9 protein-coding genes, 4 tRNA genes and 1 pseudogene are annotated in these 12,976 nt (G+C 70.0%); 4 read left to right on the top strand and 10 right to left on the bottom strand.

All coding sequences use genetic code 11. The features are described from left to right. Positions 1-49 precede the first annotated feature (49 nt). A complete protein-coding gene (gene acnA, locus H590_RS0107020; RefSeq protein ID WP_028703002.1) occupies positions 50-2,731 on the top strand; it encodes an aconitate hydratase AcnA in 2,682 nt (893 codons plus the stop codon). Between the two features lie 108 nt (positions 2,732-2,839). Next, a pseudogene (gene dxs, locus H590_RS15440) lies at positions 2,840-4,720 on the top strand (1-deoxy-D-xylulose-5-phosphate synthase); the annotation flags it as partial. Between the two features lie 30 nt (positions 4,721-4,750). Here dxs and H590_RS0107030 read toward each other — a convergent pair. From H590_RS0107030 to H590_RS0107060, 7 genes are all read right to left on the bottom strand, one after another. After that, on the bottom strand, positions 4,751-6,013 hold the full coding sequence (locus H590_RS0107030) for an HRDC domain-containing protein (protein ID WP_028703003.1): 1,263 nt from the start codon (positions 6,011-6,013) through the stop codon (positions 4,751-4,753). After that, a complete protein-coding gene (locus tag H590_RS0107035) occupies positions 6,010-6,606 on the bottom strand; it encodes a DUF3000 domain-containing protein (protein WP_097798906.1) in 597 nt (198 codons plus the stop codon). The genes H590_RS0107030 and H590_RS0107035 overlap by 4 nt, the downstream gene beginning before the upstream one ends. Positions 6,607-6,671: 65 nt before the next feature. After that, positions 6,672-7,103 (bottom strand): peptide-methionine (R)-S-oxide reductase MsrB, encoded by a 432-nt coding sequence (gene msrB, locus H590_RS0107040; protein ID WP_028703005.1) that lies wholly within the window; start codon positions 7,101-7,103, stop codon positions 6,672-6,674. A 117-nt stretch (positions 7,104-7,220) separates the two neighbouring features. Beyond that, positions 7,221-7,970 carry a sirohydrochlorin chelatase gene (locus H590_RS0107045; RefSeq protein ID WP_028703006.1) on the bottom strand — a complete coding sequence of 250 codons (750 nt, stop codon included), beginning with the start codon at positions 7,968-7,970 and terminating at the stop codon, positions 7,221-7,223. Between the two features lie 135 nt (positions 7,971-8,105). After that, positions 8,106-8,180 (bottom strand) — tRNA-Val (locus tag H590_RS0107050). Between the two features lies 1 nt (position 8,181). Further along, positions 8,182-8,252: transfer RNA gene (locus tag H590_RS0107055), tRNA-Cys, on the bottom strand. A gap of 37 nt (positions 8,253-8,289) precedes the next feature. After that, a tRNA-Gly gene (locus H590_RS0107060) sits at positions 8,290-8,362 on the bottom strand. A gap of 179 nt (positions 8,363-8,541) precedes the next feature. Between H590_RS0107060 and H590_RS0107065 the strand changes: the two genes are divergently transcribed. Then, a tRNA-Val gene (locus H590_RS0107065) sits at positions 8,542-8,616 on the top strand. A 173-nt stretch (positions 8,617-8,789) separates the two neighbouring features. On the opposite strand, the gene H590_RS0107070 is transcribed toward H590_RS0107065, so the two are convergent. From H590_RS0107070 to pgm, 3 genes are all read right to left on the bottom strand, one after another. Beyond that, positions 8,790-9,158, bottom strand: a complete 369-nt coding sequence (locus H590_RS0107070; RefSeq protein ID WP_084149340.1) for a GH32 C-terminal domain-containing protein — start codon at positions 9,156-9,158, stop codon at positions 8,790-8,792. A 3-nt stretch (positions 9,159-9,161) separates the two neighbouring features. Then, positions 9,162-10,154, bottom strand: coding sequence for a glycoside hydrolase family 32 protein (locus tag H590_RS0107075; RefSeq protein ID WP_161626008.1), 993 nt, complete (start codon positions 10,152-10,154; stop codon positions 9,162-9,164). 118 nt (positions 10,155-10,272) lie between these two features. Then, complete coding sequence (gene pgm / locus H590_RS0107080) at positions 10,273-11,901, bottom strand: phosphoglucomutase (alpha-D-glucose-1,6-bisphosphate-dependent) (protein ID WP_028703009.1); 1,629 nt, start codon at positions 11,899-11,901, stop codon at positions 10,273-10,275. 102 nt (positions 11,902-12,003) lie between these two features. Between pgm and H590_RS0107085 the strand changes: the two genes are divergently transcribed. Then, the gene (locus H590_RS0107085) at positions 12,004-12,936 is read left to right on the top strand and encodes a tetratricopeptide repeat protein (protein WP_028703010.1); all 933 of its coding nucleotides are present in this window, start codon (positions 12,004-12,006) and stop codon (positions 12,934-12,936) included. The last annotated feature ends 40 nt before the right edge of the window (positions 12,937-12,976 follow it).

The following is a 12,976-nucleotide window of genomic DNA, read 5'->3' on the forward strand; positions in this document are numbered from 1 at the left end:
ATGATGGGTTCTGGACCGATCCAGCCCGCTACAGCTTGGAGTTCAACCGATGAGCATCAATAGTTTCGGCGCGAGAAGAACCCTCGAGGTCGATGGCCAGTCGTACCAGATCTACGGGGTGGACGCCGTCGAGGGTTCGGCGGACCTGCCCTACAGCCTCAAGGTGCTCCTGGAGAACCTGCTGCGCACCGAGGACGGCGCCAACATCACCACCGACCAGATCTCCTCGCTGGGCCACTGGGACCCCGAGGCCCAGCCCTCCCACGAGATCCAGTTCACCCCGGCCAGGGTGATCATGCAGGACTTCACCGGCGTCCCCTGCATCGTGGACCTGGCCACCATGCGCGAGGCGGTCGCCGATCTGGGTGGGAACCCCGAGCAGGTCAATCCGCTGTCTCCGGCCGAGATGGTCATCGACCACTCCGTTATCGTCGACAGCTTCGGCACCCCCAGGGCCTTCGAGTTCAACCAGGAGATGGAGTACCAGCGCAACCGCGAGCGCTACCAGTTCCTGCGCTGGGGCCAGGGCGCCTTCGAGAACTTCCGGGTCGTCCCGCCGGGCACCGGCATCGTCCACCAGGTCAACATCGAGCACCTCGCCCGGGTGACCTTCGTCGGCGAGGAGGACGGCCGGAAGGTCGCCTATCCGGACACCTGCGTGGGCACCGACTCCCACACCACGATGGTCAACGGACTCGGCGTGGTGGGCTGGGGGGTCGGCGGGATCGAGGCCGAGGCCGCAATGCTGGGCCAGCCGGTCTCGATGCTGGTGCCCCGGGTGGTCGGCTTCAAGCTCCACGGCGCCCTCGCCGAGGGGGTCACCGCCACCGACCTGGTGCTCACCATCACCCAGATGCTGCGCGAGCACAAGGTGGTCGGCAAGTTCGTCGAGTTCTACGGGCCGGGCGTGGCGGCCGTTCCGCTGGCCAACCGGGCCACCCTGGGCAATATGAGCCCCGAGTACGGCTCGACCATCGCCGTCTTCCCGATCGACCAGGTGACCCTGGACTACCTGCGCCTCACCGGACGCCCCGAGCACCAGATCGCCCTGGTGGAGGCCTACGCCCGGGCCCAGGGGATGTGGCACGACCCCGACCACGAGCCGCGTTACTCCGAGTACCTGGAGCTGGACCTGTCGACCGTCGAGCCCTCCCTGGCCGGACCCAAGCGCCCCCAGGACCGGATCCCGCTGGCCGGCTCCAAGCAGGCCTTCGAGAAGGTAGTGCCGCGCTACTCCTCCCAGCCCGACATCACGGTCCCGGTCACCCTCTCCGACGACCGCTCCTTCGACCTGCGCAACGGCGCGGTGAGCGTGGCGGCGATCACCTCCTGCACCAACACCTCCAACCCGAGCGTGATGATCTCCGCCGGGCTGGTGGCCCGCAAGGCCCGCGCCCTGGGGCTGAGCCCCAAGCCGTGGGTCAAGACCTCCCTGGCGCCGGGCTCCCAGGTGGTCACCGACTACCTGGACCGGTCCGGACTGACCTCCGACCTGGACGCCCTGGGCTTCGACCTGGTCGGCTACGGGTGCACCACCTGCATCGGGAACACCGGCCCGCTGATCCCGGAGATCTCGGCGGCGGTCAACGAGAACGACATGGCCGTCACCGCGGTGCTGTCGGGCAACCGCAACTTCGAGGGCAGGATCAGCCCCGACGTCAAGATGAACTACCTCGCCTCGCCGCCCCTGGTGGTGGTCTACGCCCTGGCCGGCACGATGGACATCGATCTGGCCAGCGAGCCGATCGGCACCGCCTCCGACGGCACCGATGTGTTCATGAAGGACGTCTGGCCCTCGGCCGAGGAGATCGAGCAGATCGTCGGTTCGGCGATCTCCGCCGACATGTACACCAGCCGCTACGCCGACGTCTTCGAGGGAGGTCCGCGCTGGAAGTCCCTGGAGACCCCCGACGGCAAGACCTTCGCCTGGGACCCGGAGTCGACCTATGTGCGCAAGCTGCCGATCTTCGACGGGATGCCCGCCGAGCCGCAGCCGGTCGGCGACATCACCGGGGCGAGGGTGCTGCTGAAGCTCGGCGACTCGGTGACCACCGACCACATCTCCCCGGCCGGGGCCATCAAAGCCGACTCGCCGGCCGGGCGCTGGCTGGCCGAGCGCGGGATTGCCCGCAAGGACTTCAACTCCTACGGCTCGCGGCGCGGCAACCACGAGGTGATGATGCGCGGCACCTTCGCCAACATCAGGCTGCGCAACCAGCTGGCACCGGGGACCGAGGGCGGGTTCACCCGCGATCTCACCGTCGACGGCGGACCGGTCACCACCGTCTTCGACGCCTCCCAGCACTACCAGGCCGCCGGCATCCCGCTGGTCGTCCTGGGCGGCAAGGAGTACGGCTCGGGATCCTCCCGGGACTGGGCGGCCAAGGGCACGATGCTGCTCGGGGTGCGCGCGGTCATCACCGAGTCCTATGAGCGGATCCACCGCTCCAACCTCATCGGGATGGGGGTCCTGCCGCTGCAGTTCCCCGAGGGCTTCAGCGCCGACTCGCTGGGTCTGGACGGCACCGAGACCTTCGAGATCACCGGCGTCGACGCCATCAACGAGAAGATCCCCGAGACGGTCCACGTGCGCGCCACCGCGCCGGCCGACGCCCCTGCCCGGACCGTCGAGTTCGACGCCGTGGTGCGCATCGACACGCCAGGGGAGCGGGAGTACTACCTCAACGGCGGCATCCTGCAGTACGTGCTGCGGCACATGGCGTCGCGCTGAGCACTGCTGGTTGAGCACCGCGGCCCCGACGGAGTGATCCGTCGGGGCCGCGGTGCCTCCGGCGATGTCGGGGGCCGGCGGTTTCCCCCGGGCAATAAGATCTCTGCCATGGCCCTGCTCGACTCGATTCACGGTCCGGCTGATCTACGACAGCTCAGCGACCGTCAGACACGCGATCTCGCCGACGAGATCCGACAGTTCCTCATAGAGCATGTCAACCGCACCGGCGGCCACCTCGGCCCGAATCTCGGTGTGGTCGAGCTCACCCTGGCCATTCACCGGGTGTTCTGCTCCCCCCGGGACCCGATCATCTTCGACACCGGTCACCAGAGTTACGTCCACAAGATCATCACCGGTCGCAGCGGACTGTTCGACACCCTGCGCCAGGAGGACGGCCTGTCGGGATATCCCAGCCGCGCCGAGTCGCCGCACGACTGGGTGGAGAACTCCCACGCCTCGACCTCGCTGTCATGGGCCGAGGGAATGGCCGAGGGGATCCGGCTGACCGGCGGCGACCGGACCGTGGTAGCGGTGATCGGCGACGGGGCACTCACCGGTGGGATGGCCTGGGAGGCGCTGAACTCGATCGCCGCCCAGCAGGACCTGCAGCTGGTCATCGTCGTCAACGACAACGGCCGCTCCTACTACCCGACGGTCGGCGGGCTGGCCAACCAGCTGTCGGCGATCCGCACCGACCCGCGCTACGAGGAGACCCTCGACCGGATCAAGCAGATGGTGACCGACAAGCCCCTGGGGCGTCAGGTCTACGGCCTGATGCACGGCGTCAAGACCGGCATGAAGGACGCCCTGATCGGCAGCCACGGGATCTTCTCGGATCTGGGCATCAAGTACCTGGGACCGGTCGACGGGCACGACGTCGACGCTCTGGAACGAGCCCTGGAACTGGCCAAGCGGTACCGCCAGCCGGTCATCGTCCACGCGATCACCTCCAAGGGGAAGGGCTACCCGGCCGCCGAGCACGACCAGGAGGACCACTTCCACACCGTCGGCGCGGTCGACCCGGTCACCGGCCGGCCGCACGGCGTCAGCGCCGAGGACTCCTGGACCGCGACCTTCGCCCAGACCATGGTGAGCATCGGCAGGGCCCACCCCGAGGTCGTCGCGATGACCGCCGCGATGCTCCACCCGGTCGGTCTGGCTCCCTTCGCCGAGCGCTTCCCCGACCGGATCTTCGACGTCGGGATCGCCGAGCAGCACGCCATCACCTCGGCGTCGGGACTGTCGGCGGTCGGCCTGCACCCGGTGGTGGCGCTCTACTCCACCTTCCTCAACCGCGGCTTCGACCAGCTGTTGATGGATGCCGGACTGCATCACCAGGGGGTCACCGTGGTGCTGGACCGGGCCGGTGTGACCGGTTCGGACGGGGCCAGCCACAACGGGATGTGGGACACCTCGATCTGCGGGATCGTCCCCGGGATGCGGCTGTCGTGTCCCAGGGATCGTCACCATCTGGAGTCGCTGCTGTGGCAGGCGGTGGGGATCGAGGACGGCCCCACCGTGATCCGCTACTCCAAGGATCGGATGCCCGCCGAGATCCCGGTGCTGCGCAGCACCGGGGACCTGGACGTGCTGTGGCAGACCTCCCCGTCCGGGCCGGTCGACGTCCTGCTGGTGTGCCACGGTCAGATGTGCTCGGCCACCCTGGCGGCCGCCGAGCTGCTCGCCGGTGACCTGGGTCTGGACGGCGCCGGGATCGCGGTGGTGAGTCCCCGCTGGGCGCTGCCGGTCGACGAGGAGCTGCTGGCGATGGCGTCGCGGGCGCGCGCCGTGGTGAGTGTGGAGGACGGGCTGGTGGTCGGCGGTCTGGGGGCGCGGCTGTCCGGTGAGCTGCACGCCCGGGGGGTGTGGACTCCGGTGCTGGAGCTGGGCATCCCCTCGCAGTACCTGCCGCACGCCTCCCGGTCCAGCCTGCTGCACCGGATCGGGCTGGACGCCGCCGGGATCGCCGGGCGGGTCCGCCAGATGGTCGACGGTCTGGGCGAGGTGACCAGGCCGCGGCTAGTACAGCAGGCGACTGAGTTCCCCGCAGACCAGGTTGCGCTGCCAGGCACGCGCCCCCAGATCGGCCAGGAAGGCGTCGACGCCGCGCGGTGACAGGTCGGTCGGCGGTTGCCAGGCGAGTCGTCGCAGCCAGTCGGGAGAGATGAGGTTCTCCGGCGGCATGGCGAGGTCGGCGGCCCGCTGGTTCATCGCCGGGCGCACCGCCTCCCAGCGGGCCGCGGCCTCGGGATGGTGGTTCGCCCAGCTGCGCGGCGGTGGCGGACCGTCGGGCGGCAGGCGCCGGGGAGGGTAGTCCTGCGGGCTGGTGGCCACCGCGGCCTCCACGGCCCGTCGCCAGTCGTCGGTGTAGCGTCGGGCCCGACCGCGACGGAATCCGGAGGAGTGTCCGAGCTCCTCGGCGGTGAGGGTGACCCGGTCGCCGGTGTGGGTGCCCAGGGCGGAGATCGCCCGGTCGTTGACGATCCGTCCCGGAGCGATGTCGGTGCGCCTGGCGATGTCGTTGCGGGCCCACCACAGGTCCTTGACGACCTCCAGACCGGCCCGGGTCCGCACGTCGTGCAGGCCGGTGGTCCGTCTCCAACGCTGCGGGTCCGGGTCCGGCAGGTCGTCCGGAAGCTCGGCGCCGATCTGGACCAGGTGGTCGAACTCCTCGTCCGCCCAGTCCAGCTTGCCGGCCTGCCGCAGGTCGGCAATGAGGAGGTCGCGCAGCGGGATGAGCAGTTCGACGTCCAGTGCGGCGTAGACCATCCAGTCGGCCGGCAGGGGGCGGGTGGACCAGTCGGCGGCGGAGTGCTCCTTGAGCAGGTGGACCCCGAAGTAGTGCTCCACCATCGGTCCCAGGCCGACCCGTGGCAGCCCGAGCAGTCGGCCGGCCAGTTCGGAGTCGAACAGCCGGGAGGGTCTCAGCCCCTCCATCGCCAGGCAGGGCATGTCCTGGGTGGCGGCGTGCAGGATCCACTCGGTTCCCGACAGGGCCTCCGCCAGGGGGCCCAGCCCCGATCCGGTGCCGTGGTGGTCCAGGGCGGCGGGATCGACGAGGTGGCTTCCCGATCCGGTGCGGCGCAGCTGGATGAGGTAGGCGCGGGTGTTGTAGCGGTAGCCGTGGGCGCGCTCTGTGTCGATGGCCACCGGTCCGGTGCCGGCGGCCAGCCGTTCGGCGGTGCGTAGCAGCGCCTCGGGGGTGTCGACCAGGGGCGGGACGCCCTCGGCAGGGAAGTTGAGGACCGGCAGCTCGGGGCCGTCGGGGTCGGTGTCGCTCATGCGTCGGCCTCCCACCGGCGGTGTCGTCTGAGCATGACCACTCCCGGGTCGGCCGGCGGAAGCCCGCAGATGTGGCACAACAGATCCTGCCAGGCCGCCAGGTGGGCGTCGAGCTGGGTCGCGTCGTCGACGAGGGGGGTCCAGGATGCGCGCAGTTCGATGCGGCTCTCCTGGGGCTTGTCGTCCAGGCCGCCGAAGGATCTGCTCACCACCGAGGTGGCGGTGCCCGCCAGGCAGGTGTAAGGGGCCTTGAGGTTGTCCAGGGCGTCGGTCAGCCAGGACCGGGCCACCCCCGACAGCAGGGGATCGGTGGCCATCTCCAGGTCGACCTCGGCCCGCGCGACGGTCACCAGCCGGGTGGTGCCCTGCCATGCCTCCGGGGCCTCGGGGTCATGGAGAATGATGAGACGGCCCTGTCCCAGGGTCCGGTCCCCCTCACAGACGGTGGCGTCCAGGGCCATCGCGTCCGGGGCGATCCGATGGGGCGCGGGAATCTCGGAGACGGTGAACTCGTCGCGCCACACGTGGTCGAGGATGTGAGCCCTCACTGCGGGAAAACCGTCGGGAAGATCGATCGGAGTGGGGTTGTTCACACCAGGAGGCTAACCGTGGGAGGTTCCCCGGTGCCACCGGGCGCGCCGCCCGGGCGGCGAGTCCCTCACCGCCCGGTGGGTTCCAGGGTGAGGCAGACCGAGTTGATGCAGTACCGCAGATCGGTCGGGGTGTCATACCCCTCGCCCGAGAAGACGTGTCCCAGGTGGGAGTCGCAGGCGGCGCAGCGCACCTCGGTGCGCGGCATCCCGGGCAGCGAGGTGTCGGTGATGTAACGCACCCGGTCCTCGGCCAGCGGCGAGAAGAAGCTCGGCCATCCGCAGTGGGACTCGAACTTCTCGGTGGAGCGGAACAGTTCGGCCCCGCAGGCCCGGCAGCGGTAGACCCCCTCGGTGGTGGTGCTGGTGTACTCGCCGGTGAAGGGGGCCTCGGTGGCCGCCTCGCGCAGCACCTTGAACTCCTGGTCGGTGAGTCGTTGACGCCACTGGTCGGGGGTCATCTGCACCCGGGGGGTGTCGTGGTGGTTCGTGCTGGTCATCGGGTCCTCCTCGGCCGATCGGACGCCGGTCGGTGAGCCTGTGCCCGCCGGTTCTGGCCGATCGTGGTCAGGTGAGGTCAACGCGGTGCGGTGACCCGATGTTCCCGGTCTCGCCGGTCAGTCCCCGCCGGGGTCCTCGGCCACCGACCCCATCGCCGCCGAGCAGTAGCGCTCGAAGGCCCACTGGGCCAGCAGCACGTCGTCGCCGATCGGGGCCGAGACCACCTCGGCCCCGGCCTCCAGGGCCGCCAGGTCGTGCTCGTGGGACTCGGGGCTGATGCTCACCCACAGGCTGCCGACCGCGACGTGACGGCGTCCCTCCCGGCGCAGCGAGTGCACCACCTCGGCGACGTGCAGGGCCCCGCTGGAACCACTGGCCTGCCGGACCGGGATGTGGTGGTGCTGGGACCACATCCGCGACATCCGCGACAGCATGGTGGACCCGCGCCGGTCCCCGGCGTCGGGGGAGGACAGCACCAGGGCGTCGATCTCCTGGGTGTGGGCGCGGTGGGTGGCCATCCGCATCCGGTCGTCGATGACGCCGAGCAGGGCGGGGGCCGGCCCGAGGGGCCGGGAGATCCGGACCGCCAGGTCCGGATGGGAGGCGCTCAGCAGTTCGGCGAGGGCCCGGACGGACTCCGGAGGCTCCTTGAGGTGGGTGAGATCCACCGGCACCAGCACGACCTCACTCCAGTCGGGCTTGGGTTCGGGGGGTGTGGCGGGGGCCGTCTGGGACCCGGCGAAGGAGATCGCGGTCTCGACGTGCGGGTGCTCTCGTGCCAGACGCTGACGCAGCCGGTGCGCAGCGATGGTCGCCTGCCCGGTCGCAGCCAGCGGCATCACGAGAAGGAGCACCGGTGCCGTCACGGTAGGACCCCTCCCGTCGTCTGTGTCCGCAACATTCTCGCATCGACGCACCGGGTCGCGGGGGCCGGGCACCGGAATCTGGCCGAAAGACAAGAAAAGGGCCGATCGGCTGGTGCCGACCGGCCCTTCGTCCGGTGGTGGGCGATGCCAGGTTTGAACTGGCGACCTCTTCCGTGTCAGGGAAGCGCGCTACCGCTGCGCCAACCGCCCGAGGTGGAGACGGGATTTGAACCCGTGTAGACGGATTTGCAGTCCGTTGCCTCGCCTCTCGGCCACTCCACCAAGATCGTCTTGGATGAGGTCCGAATGACCTTCTCCGAGCGGACGACGGGACTCGAACCCGCGACCCTCACCTTGGCAAGGTGATGCTCTACCAACTGAGCCACGTCCGCATGTTTCCGGTCGGCGATCCGCCCGGCGACGGGAAGAAACAGTATCCCACGGCGGCTGGGGGCGCAAATCTCCTCGCGCCGTCCCCGGGGGAGGGCACCCAGCCCGACGATGCGGATGCGATCGGGGTGCGGGTCCGGTTGGACATGACGGCAGAGGTCTGGCATAGTCTTCCTCCGCTGGGCGGTTGGCGCAGTGGTAGCGCGCTTCGTTCACACCGAAGAGGTCGCGGGTTCGAAACCCGCATCGCCCACCAGGAACCCCTGTTCGATCAGGGGGCCACAGCAGAACCGCGGAGCACGATGCTCCACCACGAGGAGCGCCCGATCAGGGCGCTCCTCGTGCATGTTCGGGGTGACCTCGTGCTGTGCGTGCTGTGCCTTCGACCCGGACGGCTCACCGCGGGTCCGCACCCGAGTACCGCCTGGTCTACCGGTGGCCCGGGACGGCCTCGGTGGTGACGGTGCGCCCCAGCTGCCAGACAAGAGCCCGGGCGGGGGCCTGGATGGTCCACGGCGGCACCTGAGTGGGGTAGACCCGGGTCGTGACCGACCGACCGGCACTGGTGAAGATCTCCACCACGGACCCGTCGACCAGCACCCTCACCGCCGGACGATCGGCCAAGTCGTCGAAGGCCCCGGTCGCCACGGCGCAGCCGCCGTCGGCGCGGGGATCCGCGCTGGCCCTGCTGCGATCCACCGAGACGGTGTTCGCATCGGCATCCAGGGCGATGTCCAGGTGCTCGGTCTCGCAGAAGCGCAACCGGACCGTCCCGGTCTGCGCGGCGGGCAGGACGATCTCTCACTGCGCCCCGACGGTGGCCCCCTGCGCCGCGACGGGTGCACCGAGGCGCAGGGAGTCGAGTGTCGGGTGCGGCTCGCAGCACAGCCTGCCGTGGTCGAGCCAGGTCCGTCGGGGCAGCGAGATCGCCCCGGACCAGCCGGCCTGCCTGATCCACCCGGTGGCCCGACCCTCGGTGATCCAGCCGAACAGGACCGGCCCCCAGGGACTGTCCCTCATCACCGATGCGGCGTAGAAGTTCGGCCCGTCGTCGACCCTGAGCGGGTGCACAGGCCCGCCGAGGGACAGAGCGAGCACCTGGCCCGGCCCGCCGGCCTGCGACCAGGAGCAGACCAGCGCCACCTCGGACCCGTCGACCGGCAGGATCTGCGGGCACTCCCACCCCTCGCCGGTGTCCTCCCCGGCCACGACAGTCCGCGGAAGGGATGCAAGGTCGTCGACGTGGCGCCACTCCAGACCGTCGGCCGACCGGTAGTGGCGGATCGCAGCGACCTGACCGGTCCTCCCGGTCCTCGCCGAGCCGACCGCCATGGACCAGCCGTCCTCATCCCGCCACACGAATGGGTCGCGGAACATCGTCACCGACTCCTCGGGTGCCGGATCCTCAACCACTCGAACCGGCGCGCCGAAGCTGGCACCACCGTCGTCGGACTGGGCCAGGAGCACCGTCTGGAGGGGATCGCCGGCCACCGCCCCGGAGTAGTAGGCGCGAATCGCCGGCCCTGCGCACACCGTGTTCCCAGACCAGACGCCGTCGGTGTCGGGGCCCCCGGGCAGCGGGGCGATCGCCGGCCGGTGAAGAGTCCAGTGCACCAGATCGGGGCTGGTGGCATGTCCCCACTCGACGGGGATATCCAGGTCCACCCGTGGACGCGACTGGAAGTACAGGTGGGTCGTCCGGCCGTCGTGGATCGGACCGTTGGGGTCGTTGAGATAGCCGCGGGGAGGGCAGATGTGGAACTGAGGACGGTGATGGTCGGCGGGGCGGTTCACGCTGCGGGACTCCATTCCGGTCAGGGGGCAAGGGTCGTGGTAGTGCACCGCGGCGGCCTCCCGTCGGGGAGGCCGCCGCGCAGCCCGGGCCGAGGAGTCGGTCCTCAGCAGGGCCGGATCACCTCAACGCCTCGTCGACGACCTCCTTGGCCTGGGCCTGCACCTGGGCCAGATGGTCGGCGCTGAGCAGCGACTCGGCGTAGATCTTGTACTTGCTCTCGGTGCCCGAGGGCCGGGCCGCGAACCAGGCGTGCTCGGTGATCACCTTGATGCCGCCGATCGGGGCGCCGTTGCCGGGAGCCTCGGTGAGGACCTTCTCGACCTTCTCCCCGGCCACCGTGTCGGCCGACACGTCGGAGGGCGACAGAGCCTTGAGGCGGGCCTTCTGCTCTCGGGTGGCGTCCGAGTCGATCCGGGCGTAGTAGGACTTGCCGAACCGGTCCTCGATGTCGGCGTAGTGCTCGGAGGGGGAGCGCCCGGTGACCGCCTTGATCTCGCTGGCGAGCAGCGCCAGCAGCAGGCCGTCCTTGTCGGTGGTCCAGGTGTGGCCGGCCAGGTCCAGGAAGGACGCCCCGGCCGACTCCTCTCCGCCGAACCCGATCTCACCGGTCATCAGGCCGGGCACGAACCACTTGAACCCGACCGGCACCTCGACCAGAGTCCGGCCGAGCTCGCCGACGACCCGGTCGATGAGGGAGGAGGACACCAGGGTCTTGCCGACCCCGGCGTCGGGGGACCAGCCCGGACGGTGCGCGTACAGGTACTGGATGGCCACCGCCAGGTAGGCGTTGGGGTTCATCAGGCCCGCGTCGGGGGTGACGATCCCGTGCCGGTCCGAGTCGGCGTCGTTGCCGGTGGCGATGTCGTAGTCGTCCTTGTGCGCGATGAGCGAGGCCATCGCGTTGGGGGAGGAGCAGTCCATCCGGATCTTGCCGTCGGTGTCCAGGGTCATGAACCGCCAGGTCGGGTCGACCGTCGGGTTGACGACGCTCAGGTCCAGTCCCAGGTGCTCGGAGATGTACTGCCAGTACTGCACCGAGGCGCCGCCCAGCGGATCGGCGCCGATGTGGACCCCGGCGCGGGCGATCGCATCGATGTCGATGGCGTTGCGCAGGTCCTCGCAGTAGGCCGTCCGGTAGTCGTGGCGGATGACATCGCCCTCGACCTGGTCGTAGGGCCTGCGGTGGATCCCCGAGGGGTCGGCCAGCAGCTGGTTGGCCCGCGAGGCGATCCAGCTCGTCGCGTCGGTGTCGGCCGGGCCGCCGTGCGGCGGGTTGTACTTGAAGCCGCCGTCGCGGGGCGGGTTGTGCGAGGGGGTGACGACGATGCCGTCGGCCCGGGGACCCTCATGGTCGCGGTTGTAGACGATGATCGCCCGGCTCACCGCCGGCGTCGGCGTCCACTCGTCCTCGTGCTCGGCCATCACCGTGACGTCGTTGGCGCGCAGCACCTCGATGGCGGTGCGCCAGGCCGGTCCGGACAGCGCGTGGGTGTCCTTGCCGATGAACAGCGGTCCGGTGATCCCCTGGGAGGCGCGGTACTCGACGATCGCCTGGCTGGTCGCGGCGATGTGGGCGTCGTTGAAGGCGCCGTCGAGGGAGGAACCGCGGTGACCGGAGGTGCCGAAGACCACCTGCTGATCGGGATTGTCGGGATCGGGCTTGATGTCGTAGTAGGCCGAGACGACCGCGTCGACGTCGATGAGATCTTGTTCCTGGGCCGGCTGCCCAGCGCGTGGATGAGCCATGGCCCACATCCTGCCACCAGGACGCCCCTGTGCGTGGGGGCGACTGCAGGACGGCTCGAGGTCGGACGGGCCCTGTCCCGAGTCCTTGAGGGTTCTGCTTGAATGAGGGACATGTCAGCACAGTCGTTCAATCGTCCCGGAGCCGTGGACCTGTCAGACCTGGCAGCCAGGGCCCACACCAGCACCACCGCAGCACCTTCAGGTCCGGGAGGCGCCAGCTGGGTCGCGACGGTCAGCGACGAGCAGGGCTTCAACGACTACATCCAGAAGTCCATGCAGCACCCGGTTCTGCTGGAGTTCACCTCCGTCAAGGCCAACACCCAGGCGATGGACGCCGATCTGGACCGGATCACCAACGAGGCCGCCGGACGCTGGATCCTGGTGCGCATCGACGTCGACGCCGCTCCCCAGCTCGCCCAGGCCCTCAACGTCCAGGCCCTGCCCACGATCCTGCCGGTGGTGGCCGGTCAGCCGATCGCCCAGCCGATTCAGGGAACCCTGTCGGCCGACCAGATCACCCAGCTCACCGACCAGGTGACGAAGGTGGCGGTGGCCAACGGCATCGCCGGCAGTGCCGCACCGGTCTCCCAGGCACCCGCCTCCGCACCCGACGACGCGGCGGCACCCGACCCCCGCACCGCGGCCGCCGAGGCGCTGGTGCAGCAGGGCCGCTACGCTGATGCGGTGGCGGCCTACGACGAGTTGCTCGCCAAGACCCCCAATGACCCGGTGCTCACCGCAGGAAAGGTCGGAGCCGCCACCCTGCAGCGTCTGGACGGCAAGGACCCGGCGGCCCTGGTGGCCGCCGCCGATGCCGCGCCCGGCGATCTGGACGCCCAGCTGGCCGCCGCCGATGCCGAGTTGATGGGCGGGGATCCCGGCAAGGCCTTCAACCGGATCCTCGCGGTGATCAGGACCACTCGCGACGAGGACCGGGACCGGGCAAGGGTCCGTCTCCTGGAGCTCTTCTCGATGGTCGGGGAGGATCCCGCGGTGGCCCAGGCCCGCCGTTCGCTGGCCGCAGCACTGTTCTGAGCGCCGGGTCGCTCTGCTGTGGGCGTGACTCTGCAGTCGC

The organism is Acidipropionibacterium jensenii DSM 20535, assembly GCF_000425285.1.
GTDB classification, from domain to species: Bacteria; Actinomycetota; Actinomycetes; order Propionibacteriales; family Propionibacteriaceae; genus Acidipropionibacterium; species Acidipropionibacterium jensenii.